The sequence below is a fragment of the Pseudomonas sp. NPDC089428 genome, from assembly GCF_044749325.1.
Taxonomy (GTDB): Bacteria; Pseudomonadota; Gammaproteobacteria; order Pseudomonadales; family Pseudomonadaceae; genus Aquipseudomonas.
Map to the genome: position 1 here is coordinate 13,377 of NZ_JBIVHT010000007.1, position 18,278 is coordinate 31,654.

Annotated in this window: 16 protein-coding genes; 11 read left to right on the plus strand and 5 right to left on the minus strand. The window is 63.5% G+C overall.

Annotated features, from left to right (window positions below):
• From ACIPZ5_RS14840 to ACIPZ5_RS14850, 3 genes are read right to left on the minus strand one after another with little or no spacing between them, the layout of a single operon-like run.
• The gene (locus ACIPZ5_RS14840) at positions 1-768 is read right to left on the minus strand and encodes a heme ABC transporter ATP-binding protein (RefSeq protein ID WP_400809388.1); all 768 of its coding nucleotides are present in this window, start codon (positions 766-768) and stop codon (positions 1-3) included.
• Positions 768-1,751 (minus strand): iron ABC transporter permease, encoded by a 984-nt coding sequence (locus ACIPZ5_RS14845; protein ID WP_313710664.1) that lies wholly within the window; start codon positions 1,749-1,751, stop codon positions 768-770. The genes ACIPZ5_RS14840 and ACIPZ5_RS14845 overlap by 1 nt, the downstream gene beginning before the upstream one ends.
• Before the next feature lie 50 nt (positions 1,752-1,801).
• Complete coding sequence (locus ACIPZ5_RS14850; protein ID WP_343599311.1) at positions 1,802-2,677, minus strand: ABC transporter substrate-binding protein; 876 nt, start codon at positions 2,675-2,677, stop codon at positions 1,802-1,804.
• 148 nt (positions 2,678-2,825) lie between these two features.
• On the opposite strand from ACIPZ5_RS14850, the gene ACIPZ5_RS14855 reads away from it, so the two are divergent.
• Positions 2,826-3,143, plus strand: coding sequence for a Rieske (2Fe-2S) protein (locus ACIPZ5_RS14855; RefSeq protein ID WP_400809391.1), 318 nt, complete (start codon positions 2,826-2,828; stop codon positions 3,141-3,143).
• Here the strand turns inward: ACIPZ5_RS14855 and sfsA are convergent.
• Together sfsA and ACIPZ5_RS14865 are read right to left on the minus strand one after the other, a co-directional pair.
• On the minus strand, positions 3,133-3,843 hold the full coding sequence (sfsA, locus tag ACIPZ5_RS14860) for a DNA/RNA nuclease SfsA (RefSeq protein ID WP_400809393.1): 711 nt from the start codon (positions 3,841-3,843) through the stop codon (positions 3,133-3,135). The two genes, ACIPZ5_RS14855 and sfsA, sit on opposite strands and share 11 nt — an antisense overlap.
• 3 nt (positions 3,844-3,846) lie before the next feature.
• Positions 3,847-5,019 (minus strand): pyridoxal phosphate-dependent aminotransferase, encoded by a 1,173-nt coding sequence (locus tag ACIPZ5_RS14865; protein WP_400809395.1) that lies wholly within the window; start codon positions 5,017-5,019, stop codon positions 3,847-3,849.
• 210 nt (positions 5,020-5,229) lie between these two features.
• Between ACIPZ5_RS14865 and dksA the strand changes: the two genes are divergently transcribed.
• From dksA to pgi, 10 genes are all read left to right on the plus strand, one after another.
• Positions 5,230-5,676, plus strand: coding sequence for an RNA polymerase-binding protein DksA (dksA, locus tag ACIPZ5_RS14870; protein ID WP_343599319.1), 447 nt, complete (start codon positions 5,230-5,232; stop codon positions 5,674-5,676).
• Between the two features lie 63 nt (positions 5,677-5,739).
• Positions 5,740-6,627, plus strand: coding sequence for a tRNA glutamyl-Q(34) synthetase GluQRS (gene gluQRS / locus ACIPZ5_RS14875; RefSeq protein WP_400809397.1), 888 nt, complete (start codon positions 5,740-5,742; stop codon positions 6,625-6,627).
• Between the two features lie 227 nt (positions 6,628-6,854).
• Entirely contained in the window at positions 6,855-7,031 is a 177-nt protein-coding gene (locus tag ACIPZ5_RS14880; RefSeq protein WP_003250005.1) for a hypothetical protein, read from the plus strand.
• Complete coding sequence (locus ACIPZ5_RS14885) at positions 7,015-9,990, plus strand: sensor histidine kinase (RefSeq protein ID WP_261941608.1); 2,976 nt, start codon at positions 7,015-7,017, stop codon at positions 9,988-9,990. Before ACIPZ5_RS14880 ends, ACIPZ5_RS14885 begins: the two co-directional genes overlap by 17 nt.
• 4 nt (positions 9,991-9,994) lie before the next feature.
• Positions 9,995-11,446 carry a sigma-54 dependent transcriptional regulator gene (locus ACIPZ5_RS14890; protein WP_261941609.1) on the plus strand — a complete coding sequence of 484 codons (1,452 nt, stop codon included), beginning with the start codon at positions 9,995-9,997 and terminating at the stop codon, positions 11,444-11,446.
• 948 nt (positions 11,447-12,394) lie between these two features.
• The gene (locus tag ACIPZ5_RS14895; protein WP_261941610.1) at positions 12,395-13,786 is read left to right on the plus strand and encodes a polynucleotide adenylyltransferase PcnB; all 1,392 of its coding nucleotides are present in this window, start codon (positions 12,395-12,397) and stop codon (positions 13,784-13,786) included.
• The gene (folK, locus tag ACIPZ5_RS14900; RefSeq protein ID WP_343599326.1) at positions 13,783-14,262 is read left to right on the plus strand and encodes a 2-amino-4-hydroxy-6-hydroxymethyldihydropteridine diphosphokinase; all 480 of its coding nucleotides are present in this window, start codon (positions 13,783-13,785) and stop codon (positions 14,260-14,262) included. The genes ACIPZ5_RS14895 and folK overlap by 4 nt, the downstream gene beginning before the upstream one ends.
• A 262-nt stretch (positions 14,263-14,524) precedes the next feature.
• The gene (gene panB / locus ACIPZ5_RS14905; protein ID WP_261941612.1) at positions 14,525-15,325 is read left to right on the plus strand and encodes a 3-methyl-2-oxobutanoate hydroxymethyltransferase; all 801 of its coding nucleotides are present in this window, start codon (positions 14,525-14,527) and stop codon (positions 15,323-15,325) included.
• Complete coding sequence (panC, locus tag ACIPZ5_RS14910) at positions 15,322-16,185, plus strand: pantoate--beta-alanine ligase (RefSeq protein ID WP_343599328.1); 864 nt, start codon at positions 15,322-15,324, stop codon at positions 16,183-16,185. The genes panB and panC overlap by 4 nt, the downstream gene beginning before the upstream one ends.
• A 243-nt stretch (positions 16,186-16,428) precedes the next feature.
• On the plus strand, positions 16,429-18,093 hold the full coding sequence (gene pgi, locus ACIPZ5_RS14915; RefSeq protein ID WP_343599330.1) for a glucose-6-phosphate isomerase: 1,665 nt from the start codon (positions 16,429-16,431) through the stop codon (positions 18,091-18,093).
• The last annotated feature ends 185 nt before the right edge of the window (positions 18,094-18,278 follow it).

An 18,278-nucleotide genomic window follows, 5' to 3' on the forward strand; every position in this document is an offset into this window, starting at 1 on the left:
CTAGCGGGCAATGATCAGCGGGTGGCCCCGCTCCGGGTGCGCCTGCACCAGCACATCAATACCGAATACAGCCTTGAGTGACACAGGCGTCAATACCTCCTGCGGCGTGGCCAAGGCATGGCAGCGCCCGCTTTCGAGCAGCAGGATACGGTCACAGTAACGCGCGGCCAGGTTCAGGTCATGCAGGATCACCAGCACAGCGGCGCCACAGTCGGCAAAACGGCGCACGGCTTCCAGGGTCGTGTGCTGATGCAGAGGGTCGAGCATCGACGTCGGCTCATCCAGCAGCAGCGTGGTGCCCTCCTCGCCAGGCCAAAGCTGAGCCAGCACGCGGGCCAGATGCACCCTTTGCCGCTCGCCGCCCGACAAGGCCAGGTAACTGCGACCTACCAGATGCGCGGCATCGGCTGCCTGCAGAGCCCCTTCGATGATCTCGGTATCACGCAGTTGCCCGCTGTCGTGGGGCATGCGCCCCATGGCCACCACTTCCTCGACCTTGAACGAGAATCCCAGGCTGGACACCTGCGGCAGCACCGCCAGGCGCCTGGCGCGCGCCTGCCCAGCCCAGTCGGTCAGCGGCCGGCCTTGCAGCGTCACATGCCCGCGATCCGGCGCCAGCTCGCCCGACAAAACACCCAGCAGGCTGCTCTTGCCGGCGCCATTGGGGCCGAGAACGCCTACGACCTGCCCTGGGCTCAACTGCAGATCAATACCGTGCAACACGTCGTTGCTGCCCCGCCTCAAGTGCAGCCCTTCGACTTGCAACATCAACTGCGCCCTCGTATCAGCAGAATCAGGAAGAACGGCGCACCGATAAAGGCAGTGACGATACCGATGGGCAGCTCGGCGGGTGCCAGCAGCAGCCGTGCCGCAAGGTCGGCGAACAGCATGAGTATGCCGCCGGCCAGCAACGATGCAGGCAGTACCACGCGGTGATCGGGACCTGCCAGCAAGCGCACCAGGTGAGGTACAACCAGGCCAATGAACCCGATCAACCCCGCCGCCGCCACCGCTGCGCCCACACCCAACGCCGTGCAGAACACCAGTTCGCGCTTGAGCCGCTCCACGTCGACGCCCAGGTGCCGTGCCTCCGACTCTCCCAGCAACAATGCATTCAACGCCTTTGCGCGGCGCGGCAACCACATCGCCACACCGCCTGCGATCAGCAGCAAAGGCCAAAGGCGTTCATAGCTGGCACCGTTCAGGCTTCCCAGGTTCCAGAAGGTCAACGTCCTCAAGGTGGCATCATCGGCCAGGTAGGAAAGCAAGCCTACGGCAGCACCGCCCAACGCAGTCATGGCCACACCAGCCAGCAACATCGTGGCGACATTGGTCTGGCCGTCGCGACGCCCCAGGCGATAGACCAGCGCGGTCACGCCCAGCCCACCGATGAAGGCACACAGCGACAGCAGGTAGGGGGCAAGGGCCTCCGGCATCCCCCCAAGCCAGCTGCCTCCCACGATGGCCACCGCCGCGCCCATCGCCGCCCCAGCGGCAACCCCCACCAGACCAGGGTCGGCCAGCGGGTTACGAAACAGCCCCTGCATGGCCACACCCGACAATGCCAGTACCGCGCCCACTGCCAACCCCAGCAATGTGCGCGGCAGACGGATCTGCCCGAGGATCATCTCCGCCTGCTGCAGGCCGTCTGCGGCAAGTGGCAAACCCAACAGGCGCAGGCCCGCTCGCAGGGTATCGACCAGCGGCAGGCTGACCGGCCCCAAGGCCAGCGACAGCCAGATCGCCAGCAAGCACAGCAGTGTCAGGCAAACAAACAGCGTTCGCGGCTGGATCCGTTGTTTCATTTGGCAGCGCTTGCCGGGTAGAACGCAGTCGCCAAATTCTGCAAAGCGGTTGGCAGGCGCGGGCCAAGGCCACCCACCAGCAAGGTCGGATCGATCGACACCAGGCGCTTGTCACGTACTGCACGGGAAGCAGCCAGCGCCGGGTTTTCTTTGAGTAGCGCCTGCAAGGCCTGCTCGCCGCTCAGCGCACGGTCAGAGAACACCACTACATCCGGGTCGAGCGCTGCCAGCGCCTCATTGGAAAAATTCTTGTAGCCCGGATGCTCAGCCAGGTTGCGCGCCCCCGCCTGGCGTAACACCCAGTCCCCTGCCGTACCTTGCCCGGCAATCAGCGGTTTGGCGCCGGCATGGCCAACCAGCAGTAACACACCTGGCGCCTTGTGATGCTGCTGAGCCTGCTTGACCTGAAATTGCAGCGCTTCGAGTTGCTGGTGATAGTTGGCCGTCAACTGTGCAGCTTTCTCCTCGACGCCCAGCAAAGCGCCCAGATGCTTGAGGTTCTCGTCCACGGCAGCCAGCTCGGCCTGACTGGAGAACAGTTCGACACGCACGCCCGCCTTGCGCACCTGCGCCAGCACGGGCGGCGGCCCCATTTCTTCGGTGCCGACCAGAACATCCGGGCGCAGGCTGAGAATGCCCTCGGCCGACAACTGCCGCTGATAACCGATACTTGGCAAAGCCTTCAGCGACGCGGGGTGCTGGCTGGTGGTATCGACGCCCACCAGCCGTGGCTCGCCGCCCAGTTCACTGATCCACTCGCTGAGCGCCCCACCCGCACTGACCCAGCGCTGCGGCAGTTCGGCGGCCAAGGCCTGGGTGGCAACAACAAGCGCTGCGCACAGGGCGAGCAAGCCAGCGGGACGGCGCATCATCGAATTCCTTCTGAAGGCGGGCCGCACGCCTTGTGGCGGGCGGCATAACTGCGCACCATAGGCGGCTGACGCAGCGAATGCGGGCAATTTGATAATTATTCGCATTGAAGCGTCAAGCCATCACTTTGTTTCACGAGCCTTCCCAGCAATGCACTTTCTCTGTCCTTCCGCGGCCCTGGCCGAGGGCCACAGCCGCGCCTTCAGCGTAGACGGCATCGACCTGTTCGGCGTGCGCCGCCACGGTCTGGTGCATCTCTACCGCAACCGCTGCCCACATCGCGGCATCCCACTGAACTGGGCGCAAGACGCCTTTCTTGATGACAGCGCCAGCCTGATCCACTGCGCCCATCATGGCGCGCTGTTTCTGATCGACAATGGCGAGTGCGTGGCAGGCCCCTGTGATGGCGAGATGCTGCAGGCCCTGGACTGTCATGAAGACAGCCAGGGCATCTGGCTCAAGGGTTGAGCAACACCGGTAGCGGGCGGTCGATGACGAGTTGCTCGCTATCCAGGCGCACACCGTAGGCCAGCACCTCGACCCCGTCCGCCACCGCAGCACGCAAGGCGCTGGCATAGGCGTAGTCGATCTCCTCGGCGGGGCGCACGGCCTCGATACCCGTAAGGTTCACACAGTACAGCTGCACGGCACGAATACCCTGGCGGGCCAAGGCCGCCAGCTCGCGCAGGTGCTTGGCGCCACGCTGGGTCACGGCATCCGGGAACGCCGCCACGGCAGTATCCGGATAACCCAGGGTCACGCTCTTGACCTCGACATAGGCCGGCCCGTGGGCGAACTCCAGGCGAAAATCCACCCGGCTGCGTTCTTCGCCATAGGCGACCTCACGTTTAAGCGCGGTAAAACCGGCCAGTTCATGGATCACGCCGGCGCGCAGTGCCTCTTCAACCAACCCATTGGCCCGCGCGGTATTGATGCAGGCCAGCCGGCCCTGGGGCGTTTCGCTGATTTCCCAGGTACCTGGCAGCTTGCGCTTGGGGTCATTGGAGCGGCTGAACCACACCTGCCCGCCCTCGCGCATGCAATTGAGCATGGAGCCGGTGTTCGGGCAGTGGATGGTCAGTTGCTCGCCATTGGCCAGCTCGATGTCGGCCAGAAAGCGCTTGTAGCGGCTCAGCAGGCGCCCCTGTTCCAGTTGAGGAAAGAACACCCTTTACCCCTGCCAGCTGCGCAGCCCGCGGGCGATGCGTTCGACCGCCTGCTCCAGGCGCGGCAGGCTCTGGGTGTAGGCAAACCGCACATGGTGGCCGGCCAGGTGGCGGCCGAAGTCCAGGCCCGGGGTAAAGGCCAGATGTTCGGTTTCGAGGAAATGCTGGCAGAAGGCAAAAGCATCGCCACCGAACGCACTGATGTCGGCATACAGGTAGAACGCCCCCTGCGGCTCGACGGCGATGCGGAAGCCCAGTACACGCAGGGCCGGCAACAGATAGTCGCGGCGACGGGCAAACTCGGCACGGCGCTCTTCGAAAATCGCCTGCGTTTCCGGCTGGAAACAAGCCAGTGCCGCATGCTGGGCCATGCTCGGTGCACTGATGTAGAGGTTCTGCGCCAGCTTCTCCAGGTCGGCCACGGCATTGGGCGGTGCCACCAGCCAACCGAGCCGCCAACCGGTCATGCCGAAATACTTGGAAAAACTATTAAGGACAAACGCTGAGTCATCCACTTCCAGCACACTCGGCGCATCCATGCCGTAGGTCAGGCCGTGGTAGATCTCGTCCACCACCAGGTGGCCATGGCGCTCACGGGTGGCCTTGGACAGGCTGGCCAGGTCGTCGCGGCCCAGTACGGTGCCGGTCGGGTTGGCAGGCGAAGCGACCAGGGCGCCGACACTGTCCTTGTCCCAGTAGCGCTCGACCAGGTCGGCGGTCAGCTGATAGTTGACCTCAGGCCCCACCGGCACCAGTTGCGCGCCGCCTTCGACCAGGCGCAGGAAATGGCGGTTGCACGGGTAGCCCGGGTCGGCCAGCAGCCAGTGCTTGCCGGGGTCGACCAGCAGGCTGCTGGCCAGCAGCAATGCACCGGAACCGCCCGGTGTGACCAGAATCCGTTCTGGGTCGACTTGCAGGCCATAGCGCTGGCCATAGAAGCCGGCGATGGCTTCGCGCAGCGCTGGCAGCCCGCGGGCGGCGGTATAGCGGGTATGCCCGGCGGCCAACGCGGCCTGGCCTGCCGCGACGATCGGTGCGGCGGTGGTGAAATCCGGCTCGCCGATTTCCAGATGGATCACATCATGACCGGCCGCTTGCAGCTCGTTGGCCCGCGCCAGCAACGCCATGACGTGGAAGGGTTCGATGGCGCGGCTGCGCGCACTATAGGGGTGGGCCATGACCTTCTCTCAATTGGGTCTAAACTGTTGATTCTACCTTTGCACGGCAGCGAACGTGAGCCGCGTACCGCTGTCAACTGCTAGGGTCGGGCGGGGTAGCGCACCCCCGATCTATCTGGTAAGTTCGGCGGCTCGCAGTCGCAGGGCCGGCGGGTGCCGGAGATGGAGCAGCCTGCGCATTGGATCAGATGAGTGAGAGGCGGTCTATTCATGTCCACCGTAGAAAAGCAAAAAACCGGTCAGACCATGTACGGTGTCGAGCCCTATAAAGAGACCAAGGGCGAAGATTACATGGGCGAGCCCATGAAGAAGCACTTCACCAAGCTTCTCGGGGCCTGGAAGCAAGAGCTCATGACCAGTGTGGACCGCACTGTGGACCACATGAAGGACGAGGCAGCCAACTTCCCCGACCCGGCCGACCGCGCCAGCCAGGAAGAAGAATTCGCCCTCGAGCTGCGCAACCGCGATCGTGAGCGCAAGCTGATCAAAAAGATCGACAAGACCCTGCAGAAGATCCAGGACAACGATTACGGCTGGTGTGAGTCCTGCGGTATCGAGATCGGCCTGCGCCGCCTGGAAGCCCGCCCGACCGCCGACCTGTGCTTCGACTGCAAGGAAATCTCGGAGAAAAAGGAAAAGACCGTCGGCAAAGGCTGACCCTTATCCCATCCGAACGGGGCGCATCTGGCGCCCCGTTTCATTTATATGCCCGGCAACGCCATGAAAGACTCCCGTTACATCGGACGCTTCGCCCCTACCCCGAGCGGTTTCCTGCACTTCGGCTCGCTGGTCGCCGCTCTTGCATCCTGGCTTGACGCCCGCGCTGTGGGCGGTCGCTGGCTGCTACGCATGGAAGACACCGACCCGCCCCGGGAAATGCCCGGGGCCCGTGATGCGATCCTGCAGACCCTCGAGCGCTACGGCCTGGAGTGGGACGGCGAAGTGGTGTACCAGAGTCAGCGCCACGACGCCTACGCCGCAGTGGTCGACCGGCTGTTCAGCATGGGCCTGGCCTACGCCTGCACCTGCTCACGCAAGCAGCTGGAGGGCCACAACGGCATCTACCCAGGGTTTTGCCGTAACGCCGGGCATGCCCGAGAAGGCGCAGCGATCCGGCTGCGCGTGCCTGAGCTGATCTACCGCTTTACCGACCGGGTTCAGGGCGAGTTCCAACAGCATCTGGGGCGTGAAGTGGGCGATTTCGTCATCCAGCGGCGTGATGGGCTGTACGCCTATCAACTGGCGGTGGTGCTGGATGATGCCTGGCAGGGTGTGACCGACATCGTGCGCGGGGCGGACCTGCTCGACAACACCCCGCGCCAGTTGTACCTGCAGGAGTTGCTGGGCTTCTCGCAGCCGCGTTACCTGCATATTCCGCTGATCGTGCAGCCAGATGGGCACAAGCTAGGCAAGTCGTACCGTTCGCCGCCGTTGCAGGCGGAGCAGGCGACACCTTTGCTGCTGCGCGCGTTGCGGGCCTTGGGGCAGGAAGCGGAGCCGGAGTTGCTGCTGGCAACGCCGGCTGAAGTACTTGCGGTAGCCCGCAAGCAGTGGCGGCCTGAGGCGATTGCCCGGCAGGCCACTGTTCCAGAGGCGGACTTGCACTAACGCAGGTCCGGCCTATTCGCGGGCAAGCCCGCTCCCACAGGGTCAGCACCGTTTCTGTGGGAGCGGGCTTGCCCGCGAATGGGCCGAAACAGGCAATCTACCCTTCAAAAACAAAAGCCCAATAAATTCAAACTCTTGGCGAACCCTATGGATTACCGCTAGCATCGCCACAGTCAATTGCGCCAATAATAAGTCCAAGCCCGCAGCGCCCAACCATCGAGGCCAGCATGTACATCTATCGTTTGGTCCTGCTTCTGGTCGTGGGGATCTACCTGTTCTCCCCGGCCATCATGGACTGGTGGATCGAACCGACCGGTGCCTGGTACCGCCCTTACCTGCTCTGGCTGATCCTGATCGTCGTCACCTTCATCCTGCAGAGCCAACGAGATGCCGATGAGCTTTAGCCTGACCCAGATGATCCTGATCAGCGCCGCGTACCTCATGGTGCTGTTCGGCGTGGCCTGGATCAGCGAACGTGGGCTGATCCCGCGTTCGATCATTCGCCACCCGCTGACCTACACCCTGTCGCTGGGCGTCTACGCCAGTGCCTGGGCTTTCTATGGCTCGGTGGGCCTGGCCTATCAATATGGCTACGGCTTCCTCGCCTGTTACCTGGGGGTGTCCGGCGCATTCCTGCTGGCACCGGTGCTGCTGTATCCGATCCTCAAGATCACCCGCACCTACCAGCTGTCGTCGCTGGCCGACTTGCTGGCCTTCCGTTTTCGCAGTACCTGGGCAGGCGCACTGACCACGCTCATCATGCTGATCGGCGTGCTGCCCTTGCTGGCCCTTCAGATCCAGGCGGTGGCCGACTCGATCAGCATCCTCACCGGCGAGCCGGTCAAGGCACGGGTGGCCTTTGCCTTCTGTACGCTGATCATCCTGTTCACCATCTTCTTCGGCTCGCGCCATATCGCCACGCGCGAGAAACATGAAGGCCTGGTGTTCGCCATCGCCTTCGAATCGGTGATCAAGCTGCTGGCCCTGGGCGGCATCGGCCTGTACGCGCTGTATGGCGTGTTCGGCGGCCCGCATCAGCTGGAGGTGTGGCTGCTGCAGAACCAGACCGCCCTGGCGGCGCTGCACACACCGCTGCAGGAAGGCCCATGGCGCACCTTGCTGCTGGTGTTCTTCGCCTCGGCCATCGTCATGCCGCACATGTACCACATGGCCTTCACCGAAAACCTCAACCCGCGCTCGCTGGTCAGCGCCAGCTGGGGCCTGCCACTGTTCCTGCTGCTGATGAGCCTGGCCGTGCCGCTGGTGCTGTGGGCCGGCCTGCGCCTGGGCGCCAGCACCAACCCGGAGTACTTCACCCTGGGCCTGGGGATCGCTGCCAACAACCAGGCATTGGCCTTGCTGGCCTACGTTGGCGGGCTGGCGTCCGCCAGCGGGCTGATCATCGTCACCACCCTCGCGTTGTCGGGCATGGCCCTCAATCACCTTGTGCTGCCGCTGTACCAACCACCGGCCGAAGGCAATATCTACCGTTGGCTGAAATGGACGCGCCGGGCGCTGATCGTCGCCATCATCACGGCGGGGTTCGTCTTCTACCTGACCCAGAACAACCACCAGAGCCTGGCCAACCTGGGTATCGTGGCCTTCGTCGCCACCTTGCAGTTCCTGCCTGGCGTGCTGTCGGTACTGTACTGGCCGACCGCCAACCGCCGCGGCTTCATTGCCGGGCTGCTGGCCGGGACCCTGGTGTGGATGGTGACCATGCTGCTGCCGCTGCTTGGCAACCTGCAGGGTTTCTACATTCCGCTGCTGGACATGATCTATGTGCTCGACGACACCAGCTGGCACATGGCGGCCATCGCTTCGCTGGCGGCCAACGTCCTGCTGTTCACGCTGATTTCGCTGTTCACCAATGCCAGCACCGAAGAGGTCAGCGCCGCCGAAGCCTGCGCCGTGGACAACGTGCGCCGCCCCCAGCGCCGCGAGCTGCATGCCGCCTCGCCGCAGGAATTCGCCACCCAGTTGGCAAAACCCTTGGGCGCCAAGGCGGCGCAGAAAGAAGTCGAGCAGGCCCTGCGCGATCTTTACCTGCCGTTCGACGAGCGCCGCCCTTACGCCTTGCGCCGCCTGCGTGACCGTATCGAGGCCAACCTTTCTGGCCTGATGGGGCCTAGCGTGGCCCAGGACATGGTAGAGACCTTCTTGCCGTACAAGTCCGGCAACGAGAACTACGTTACCGAAGACATCCACTTCATCGAAAGCCGCCTGGAAGACTACCACTCGCGCCTCACCGGCCTGGCTGCCGAACTTGACGCCCTGCGCCGCTACCACCGCCAGACCCTGCAGGAGCTGCCCATGGGCGTCTGCTCGCTGGCCAAGGACCAGGAAATCCTGATGTGGAACAAGGCCATGGAAGAGCTGACCGGCATCGCCGCCAAGCATGTGGTCGGCTCGCGCCTGGAGACCATCGGTGAACCCTGGCGTGGCCTGCTGCAAGGCTTCATCAACGTGCCCGACGAACACCTGCACAAGCAGCGCCTGGCACTGGACGGCCAGCCGCGCTGGCTGAACCTGCACAAGGCAGCCATCGACGAACCCCTGGCTCCGGGCAACAGCGGCTTGGTGCTGCTGGTGGAAGACCTGACCGAAACCCAGGCCCTGGAAGACAAGCTGGTGCACTCCGAGCGCCTGGCCAGCATCGGCCGCCTGGCTGCCGGCGTGGCCCACGAAATCGGCAACCCGATCACCGGCATCGCCTGCCTGGCGCAGAACCTGCGCGAAGAGCGTGAAGGCGATGGCGAAATCATCGAGCTGTCCAGCCAGATTCTTGAACAGACCAAGCGCGTGTCTCGCATCGTCCAGTCGCTGATGAGCTTCGCCCACGCCGGCGGCAGCCATCAGAACAGCGAAGAGCCGGTGTGCCTGGCCGAGGTGGCGCAGGACGCCATCGGTCTGCTGGCATTGAACCGGCGCAATTTCGAAGTACAGTTCTTCAACCTCTGCGACCCGGACCACTGGGCCGAGGGAGATCCGCAGCGCCTCGCCCAGGTGCTGATCAACCTGCTCTCCAACGCCCGCGACGCATCAAAGCCCGGCAGCGCCGTGCGTGTGCGCAGCGAAGCCAATGAACACACCGTCGACCTGATCGTCGAGGACGAGGGCAGCGGGATTCCGAAGAACATCATGGATCGCCTGTTCGAACCGTTCTTCACCACCAAGGACCCAGGCGAGGGAACCGGACTGGGGCTCGCTCTGGTCTATTCCATCGTGGAAGAGCATTATGGGCAAATCACCATCGACAGCCCGGCCGACATCGAACGGCAACGTGGCACCCGGATCCGCGTGACCCTGCCCCGGCATGTCGTAGCGACGTCCCCTGAAATTCGAGACCGTCGAGAGAATTGAATCAATGCCGCACATTCTGATCGTCGAAGACGAAACCATCATCCGCTCGGCCCTGCGTCGGCTGCTCGAACGGAACCAGTACCAAGTCAGCGAAGCCGGCTCGGTGCAGGAAGCCCAGGAACGCTTCAGCATTGCCACCTTCGACCTGATCGTCAGCGACCTGCGCCTGCCAGGCGCCCCGGGCACCGAGCTGATCAAGCTCGGCCAGGGCACCCCGGTGCTGATCATGACCAGCTACGCCAGCCTGCGCTCGGCGGTGGACTCGATGAAGATGGGCGCGGTGGACTACATCGCCAAACCCTTCGACCACGATGAAATGCTCCAGGCCGTGGCGCGCATCCTGCGCGACCGGCAGAACGCACCGGCGGCCACCCCCGCCCCGGCCGCCGAGCCGCGGGCCAACGGCAAGGCCGCGCCAGCCGACAAGGGTGCCACTGCCGCCAACGGCGAGATCGGCATCATCGGTTCGTGCCCGCCGATGCAGGACATGTACAGCAAGATCCGCAAGGTAGCGCCCACCGACTCCAACGTGCTGATCCAGGGTGAGTCGGGCACCGGTAAAGAGCTGGTCGCCCGCGCCCTGCACAATCTGTCGCGGCGCGCCAAGGCGCCGATGATCTCGGTGAACTGCGCGGCGATTCCGGAAACCCTGATCGAATCGGAACTGTTCGGCCACGAAAAAGGCGCATTCACCGGCGCCAGTGCCGGCCGTGCCGGCCTGGTGGAGGCTGCTGATGGTGGCACCCTGTTCCTCGACGAAATCGGTGAGTTGCCACTCGAAGCCCAGGCCCGCCTGCTGCGCGTGCTGCAGGAAGGCGAAATCCGCCGGGTCGGTTCGGTACAGTCGCAAAAGGTCGACGTGCGCCTGATCGCCGCGACCCACCGCGACCTGAAGAACCTGGCCAAGGCCGGGCAATTCCGCGAAGACCTTTATTACCGCTTGCACGTGATCGCTTTGAAGTTGCCGGCCCTGCGCGAGCGCGGCAGTGACGTCAACGAGATCGCCAACGCCTTCCTCGCCCGCCAGAGCGCGCGTATCGGCCGTGACGACCTGCACTTCTCGGCCGAGGCCGAGCAAGCCATTCGTCATTACAGCTGGCCGGGTAACGTGCGCGAACTGGAAAACGCCGTTGAGCGCGCAGTGATCCTCAGCGAGAGCGCGGAAATTTCCGCCGACATGCTGGGCATCGACATCGAGCTGAGCGACCTCGAGGAAGATGACATCCTCGACAATGCCCTGGTAGCGGCCAGCGCCAGCGCCAACAGCGCCAGCCACGAGCCGACCGAGGACCTGTCGCTGGAGGACTACTTCCAGCATTTCGTGCTCGAGCACCAGGACCACATGACCGAGACCGAGTTGGCACGCAAGCTGGGTGTCAGCCGCAAGTGCCTGTGGGAACGGCGCCAGCGCCTGGGCATCCCGCGGCGCAAGAGCAACGCGACCAGCGACAACTGAGTACGTCTCAAGGCATTTTGCGCCTTTGAGACCCAGCGCCGCCCGCGCGGCGCATCGCGGATGAATCCGCTCCTACATTTGTTGCAACGTGGCCATGCCTGTGAGGCCATGGTTGTCAGCCCTGTATGCAGGGCTCTCGTCATGCGCCAAGGCAGGCGACCATGGCGTAACAGGTTCGGCACGTTGCAATAGATGTAGGAGCGGATTCATCCGCGATGCGCCGCGCGGGCGGCGCTCGGTCTCACAGGCGACAAAGATGTCGCGCCAAGCCCCCCAGGTAACACACCAGCTCCCGCACAAATCTGTTACCCAACCTTTGCGCCGTAACAGTCCCCGAGGCGTACGGTAACGAAAAATCCACATTTCCAGCCCGCCGCCAACCGCAAAATTCCGCCAAACCCTTGATTTCATTGGGTTTCGAAAAGTTGGCACGGCACCTGCTATATGTCTGGTACAAGAACAATAACAAGCACAGCAACTCAGAATAAGAACAAGACGAAACGGCTCACGCACAATAAAAACAAGACGGCGGAGGCGCAGCTAACTGATTCTTTTGGAGAGGATGCGTGTTTGGGGCTTGCCCCACGACCAGGCAGAGAACAACAAAAACTGCACTTAAAAGCAGCGCCTGAACTGGTTGGATCGAAGGATCAACGTGACATCAGCGGCCAAAGCAATCCGTTTGCTCTTTACCCCTGGATTGGGGGTCGTCCACAAGCTTCGAGATTTGTGGGCAGGGCACTCAACAAAAACAAGAAGCCCAGTAAAAAAACAATAAGAGCACGCAACGACTTCTTGGGGAGCTTAGGCTCCCCTTGTCGTTTCTCCCCTTCCAGCAGCCCTTCCTGCCAACGCCTACACCATTCCCTGAGTAAATGCTAGAATCCCCGCCCATCATGCGGCCATTCTCCTATTCTTGGCCGATCATTCCTTCAAACAGTGCATCCCATGCTGAAGAAGCTGTTCCAGTCTTTCCGCCCTCCCGTACCGGGCCAGCACCACCGGCGCACCACGCCTGAGGTGATCAACAAGAGCCAACACTCGCTGCAACGCCACCAGTTCAGCCGCCACGCGGTGAACATTGTCGAGCGCCTGCAGAGTGCGGGCTACCAGGCATACCTGGTCGGTGGCTGCGTCCGCGACCTGATGCTAGGCATCACGCCCAAGGACTTCGACGTCGCCACCAGTGCCACGCCCGAGCAGGTCCGTGCCGAATTCCGCAACGCGCGCATCATTGGCCGGCGCTTCAAGCTGGTCCACGTGCATTTCGGACGTGAAATCATCGAGGTCGCCACCTTCCGCGCGCACCATTCGGAAGAGGACCAGGGCGACAGCCACCGTTCGTCGCACAACGCCAGTGGTCGCATCCTGCGTGACAACGTGTACGGCACCCTGGAAGAAGACGCGCAACGCCGCGACTTCACCATCAATGCCCTCTACTACGACCCGGTCAGCGAACGTATTCTCGACTACGCCAACGGCGTGCACGATGTGCGCAACCGCTTGTTGCGCCTGATCGGCGACCCGACCCACCGCTACCAGGAAGACCCGGTGCGCATGCTGCGTGCTGTGCGCTTCGCCGCCAAGCTCGACTTCGGCATCGAGAAGCACACCTACCAGCCGATCCGCAAACTGGCACCGTTGCTGCGCGAGATCCCGCCAGCGCGCCTGTTCGAGGAATGCCTCAAGCTGTTCCTCTCCGGCCAGGGCGCCATTGCCTTCGAAATGCTGGTCGACCTGGAGTTGTTCGAGCCGCTGTTCCCGGCCAGTGCCCATGCCCTGGACGAGCGCCCGACCTACACCCATACCTTGATCAGCCAGGCGCTGAACAACACCGACCTACGCGTCAAGCAAGGCAAACCGGTTACTCCGGCCTTCCTGTTCGCCGCCCTGCTCTGGCCAGCCCTGCCAAGCCGCGTGCTGCATCTGCAGAACCAGGGTGTGCCGCCGATCCCGGCCATGAACGGTGCTGCCCACGACCTGATCGCCGAGCAATGCGCGCGTATCGCCATTCCCAAGCGCTTCACCCTGCCGATCCGCGAGATCTGGGACATGCAGGAACGCCTGCCGCGCCGCAGCGGCAAACGCGCTGATCAGTTGCTCGACAACCCGCGCTTCCGCGCCGGCTACGACTTCCTGCTGCTGCGCGAAAGCGCGGGCGAGGAAACCGATGACCTCGGCCAATGGTGGACCGATTACCAGGATGCCAACGACAGCGAGCGCCGCGAGATGATCCGCGAGCTCGGCAGCCGTGACGAAGGCACTGGTGCCGGCCCGCGCAAACGCAAGCGCAGTGGCAGCAAGCGCAAGCGCAGCGGCGGTGACGAGGCGTTCGAGTGACCACGCGCGCCTTCATCGGCCTCGGTAGCAATCTGGACGCTCCCGCAGAACAGCTGCGCAGCGCCCTGCAGGCGCTCGACCAGATTGCCGATAGCCGCCTGGCGAGCGCTTCAGCCCTGTACACCAGTGATTCGCTGCTGCCAGGCCAGCCGCGCTACACCAACGCCGTGGCCGCGCTCGACACCGGGTTGGCGCCATTGGACCTGCTCGATGCCTTGCAAGCCATCGAGAACGACCAAGGCCGGGTGCGCAAGGAACGCTGGGGGCCACGCACCCTCGACCTGGATATCCTCCTGTTCGGTGACCAGGTCATCGACGTGCCACGCCTGCAGGTGCCGCACTACCACATGCACGCACGCCCCTTCGTGCTATACCCCTTGGCCGAACTGGTGGCAGGCGACTTCCGCCTGGCCGACGGCCGTGCGCTCGCCCAATTGCTCGAAGCCTGCCCGTTCGTCGGCCTGGAACGCCTGTAAACCGGGCGTTTGAGACATTCATAAGGGCACGGTAACGCCAGTAACACCCTGTTAGTAACAATGCGGTAACAGGGTGATTGACTTCCCCCACCTCGCTCACGACTATAGGCGTCCCGTGTGGCACCAAAGTGCCGCATACCCGTATTTAGGCCCGGACGGACCTGTGCCCGAACATCACGCGCGATGATGTGCCGCTCCGGAAGATGACTACACGCGTTGTATGCAGTCGTTTTTCACAGCGCCTGAACGAGGATTTTCCTACATGCCTGAAGTAACCCTGACCACCCTGCATGGCCTCAAGGCCAAGGGTGAAAAGATCACCATGCTGACCTGCTACGATGCGACCTTCGCCAAGGCCTGCAGTCAGGCCGGCGTCGACGTGTTGCTGGTGGGCGACTCCCTGGGCATGGTCCTGCAGGGCCATGACAGTACACTGCCCGTCACCACTGCCGAGATGGCCTACCACACCGCCTGCGTCAAGCGTGGCAACGATGGCGCGCTGATCCTCGCCGACCTGCCGTTCATGGCCCACGCCACCCCCGAGCAGGCCTTTGCCAACTGCGCCACGCTGATGCAGGCCGGCGCCCACATGATCAAGCTCGAAGGCGCCGCCTGGCTGGCCGAAACCATCCGACTGCTGGCCGAACGTGGCGTACCCGTGTGCGCGCACATGGGCCTCACCCCGCAGACCGTCAATGTGCTGGGCGGTTACAAGGTCCAGGGCCGACAGGAAGCGCAGGCGCGGCAGATGCGTGCCGACGCCATTGCCCTGGAACAGGCCGGCGCGGCGATGCTGCTGCTGGAGTGCGTACCCAGCGAGCTGGCTGCGGAAATCACCCAGGCGGTGAACATTCCGGTGATCGGCATTGGCGCCGGCAGCGCCACCGACGGCCAAGTGCTGGTGCTGCACGACATGCTCGGCCTGTCGTTGAGCGGCCGGATGCCAAAGTTCGTGAAGAACTTCATGGCAGGCCAGCCCGACATCCAGAGCGCCCTCGCCGCCTATGTCAAGGCCGTCAAGGACGTTACCTTCCCCGCCGCCGAACACGGATTCAGCGCATGAACACAGTCAAGACCGTCCGCGAACTGCGTGCCGCCGTCGCCCGTGCCCGCAGTGAAGGCAAGCGCATCGGCTTCGTGCCGACCATGGGTAACCTGCACAGCGGCCACGCCGCGCTGGTAACCAAGGCCGCCCAACGTGCCGATTTCGTGGTCGCGAGCATCTTCGTCAACCCACTGCAGTTCGGTGCCAACGAAGACCTCGACAAATACCCGCGCACCCTCGCCGCCGACCAGCAACGCCTGCTTGATGCCGGCTGCCACCTGCTGTTCGCGCCCACCGTGGAAGAGATGTACCCCGACGGCATGGCCGTGCAAACCCGCGTCAGTGTGCCCGGCCTCTCCGAGGGCCTGTGCGGTGCCAGCCGCCCCGGGCACTTCGAAGGCGTGGCGACCGTGGTCAGCAAGCTGTTCAACATGGTCCAGCCAGACCTGGCCGTGTTTGGCGAGAAGGACTACCAGCAACTGGCGGTGATTCGCGCCATGGTTCGCGACTTGAACATGCCGATCCAGATCATCGGTGAGCCTACCGTGCGCGCCGAGGATGGCCTGGCCCTGTCGTCGCGCAATGGTTACCTGACGCCTGAGCAGCGCAGCACGGCACCAGTGGTGTATCGCACCCTGAAACAGATCGGCGAAGCGCTCGGCCGCGGCCAGGTGGATTTTGCGGCGCTGATCGAACAAGGCAAGGCGAATCTGATCGCAGCTGGCCTGCGCCCGGATTACCTGGAAGTGCGTCACGCGGTGAACCTGCGCCCGGCCACTTTCGGCGACCGCGACCTGGTGATTCTGGTGGCTGCCTACCTGGGTAACACTCGCCTGATCGACAACCTGTATCTGCATCTGGACGAAAAGACCGCATAGCGGCCTGGGGCTGCTTGGCAGCCCATTCGCGGGGCAAGCCCGCTCCCCCTGGCGCCTGCACTGCGACAGATATGTACATCTCCTGTGCGAGCGGGCGTGCCCCGCGAATGGGGCGCACAGCGCCCCCAAAAACCCCGCCATAGCCATTCCCAGCGCGCGGCCTTTGCCTATAATGATGGCCAGTCTGAACCCGGCAATCACTGCCCTGTCCAAGGCTCACCACGCATCAAGGAATTCCGCGCAATGGCGTATTACCGTACCCCCCACGATGTGACGGCCCTGCCTGCCTGGCAGGCCCTGCAGAAACACCGCGACGCCATGCAAAGCTTCAGCATGCGCGAAGCCTTCGCCACCGATGCCAAACGCTTCGATCAGTTCTCCCTGAGTTGCTGCGGCCTGTTCCTCGACTACTCCAAAAACCTGATCACCGACGAAAGCCGCAACCTGCTGGTGAACCTGGCCGAACAAGTCGGCCTGCAGGATGCGATCAAGTCGATGTTCAGCGGCGAGATCATCAACGCCTCGGAAGGCCGCCCGGTGCTGCATACCGCGCTGCGCCGCCCGGTAGGCGACAAGCTCAATGTCAACGGCGTCAACGTGATGCCAGAAGTGCACAAGGTACTCAACCAGATCACCGAGCTGGTCGGCCGCATTCATGACGGCCTGTGGCGGGGCTACAGCGAGAAGCCGATCACCGATGTGGTCAACATCGGCATCGGCGGCTCGTTCCTGGGCCCCGAGCTGGTCTCCGAAGCGCTGTTGCCTTATGCCCAGCGCGGCGTGCGTTGCCATTACCTGGCCAATATCGACGGCAGCGAATTCCATGAGCTGTCGGCCACACTGCGCGCCGAAACCACGCTGTTCATTGTCTCGTCGAAGTCGTTCAACACCCTCGAGACCCTGAAGAACGCCATGGCCGCGCGTACCTGGTACCTGGCCCAGGGCGGCTCGGAAGCCGAGCTGTACCGCCACTTCATCGCGGTGTCCAGCAACAAGGCCGCCGCCGTGGCCTTCGGTATTCGTGAAGAAAACATCTTCCCGATGTGGGACTGGGTAGGCGGGCGCTACTCGCTGTGGTCTGCCATCGGTCTGCCGATCGCCCTGGCCATCGGCACCGCCAACTTCAAGGAACTGCTGTCGGGTGCCTACACCATGGACCAGCATTTCCAGACCGCGCCGTTCGACAAGAACATGCCGGTGCTGCTGGCCCTGCTGGGTGTCTGGTATGGCAATTTCTGGGGCGCGAACAGCCACGCGATCCTGCCGTACGACCATTATCTGCGCAACATCACCAAGCACTTGCAACAGCTGGACATGGAGTCCAACGGCAAGAGCGTGCTGCAAGATGGTACCCCGGTCAAAACCGATACCGGCCCGGTGATCTGGGGCGGCGTCGGATGCAACGGCCAGCACGCCTACCACCAGTTGCTGCATCAGGGCACCCAGCTGATCCCGGCCGACTTCATCGTGCCAGTGGTCAGCTTCAACCCGGTGGCCGACCACCATCAGTGGCTGTACGCCAACTGTCTGTCGCAGAGCCAGGCGCTGATGCTCGGCAAGACCCGTGAAGAAGCCGAGGCCGAACTGCGCCAGAAGGGCCTGAACGAAGCGGACATCGAAAAGCTCGCACCGCACAAGGTGATCCCGGGCAACCGCCCGAGCAACACCCTGGTGGTCGAGCGCATCAGCCCGCGCCGCCTGGGCGCGCTGGTGGCGATGTACGAGCACAAGGTGTTCGTGCAGAGCGTGATCTGGGGCATCAACGCCTTCGACCAGTGGGGCGTGGAACTGGGCAAGGAGCTGGGCAAGGGCGTGTACCAGCGCCTTGTCGGCAGCCTCGAGGACAGCGCCGAAGATGGCTCCACCCAGGGCCTGATCAACTACTTCCGCGGCCGTCACCGCGGCTGATCTGATCCAGCAGGAGCGCTCTTTGTAGGAGCGGCCTTGTATCGCGAAAGGGTCGCGAAGCGACCCCGGCAATTCAGACATTGACTCGAAGAACCTGGGGCTGCTGCGCAGCCCTTTCGCGACACAAGGCTGCTCCTGCAACCTCAGCGCCAGCCTCCAAGGAACATCGCCGCTGACTACACTGT

Excerpts from the sequence above, each read along its gene's own strand:
- ACIPZ5_RS14840 (WP_400809388.1), bottom strand. The coding sequence starts at position 768 with ATGTTGCAAGTCGAAGGGCTGCACTTGAGGCGGGGCAGCAACGACGTG.
- ACIPZ5_RS14850 (WP_343599311.1), bottom strand. The coding sequence starts at position 2,677 with ATGATGCGCCGTCCCGCTGGCTTGCTCGCCCTGTGCGCAGCGCTTGTT.
- ACIPZ5_RS14855 (WP_400809391.1), top strand. The coding sequence starts at position 2,826 with ATGCACTTTCTCTGTCCTTCCGCGGCCCTGGCCGAGGGCCACAGCCGC.
- ACIPZ5_RS14865 (WP_400809395.1), bottom strand. The coding sequence starts at position 5,019 with ATGGCCCACCCCTATAGTGCGCGCAGCCGCGCCATCGAACCCTTCCAC.
- dksA (WP_343599319.1), top strand. The coding sequence starts at position 5,230 with ATGTCCACCGTAGAAAAGCAAAAAACCGGTCAGACCATGTACGGTGTC.
- gluQRS (WP_400809397.1), top strand. The coding sequence starts at position 5,740 with ATGAAAGACTCCCGTTACATCGGACGCTTCGCCCCTACCCCGAGCGGT.
- ACIPZ5_RS14880 (WP_003250005.1), top strand. The coding sequence starts at position 6,855 with ATGTACATCTATCGTTTGGTCCTGCTTCTGGTCGTGGGGATCTACCTG.
- ACIPZ5_RS14885 (WP_261941608.1), top strand. The coding sequence starts at position 7,015 with ATGCCGATGAGCTTTAGCCTGACCCAGATGATCCTGATCAGCGCCGCG.
- ACIPZ5_RS14890 (WP_261941609.1), top strand. The coding sequence starts at position 9,995 with ATGCCGCACATTCTGATCGTCGAAGACGAAACCATCATCCGCTCGGCC.
- ACIPZ5_RS14895 (WP_261941610.1), top strand. The coding sequence starts at position 12,395 with ATGCTGAAGAAGCTGTTCCAGTCTTTCCGCCCTCCCGTACCGGGCCAG.
- panB (WP_261941612.1), top strand. The coding sequence starts at position 14,525 with ATGCCTGAAGTAACCCTGACCACCCTGCATGGCCTCAAGGCCAAGGGT.
- panC (WP_343599328.1), top strand. The coding sequence starts at position 15,322 with ATGAACACAGTCAAGACCGTCCGCGAACTGCGTGCCGCCGTCGCCCGT.
- pgi (WP_343599330.1), top strand. The coding sequence starts at position 16,429 with ATGGCGTATTACCGTACCCCCCACGATGTGACGGCCCTGCCTGCCTGG.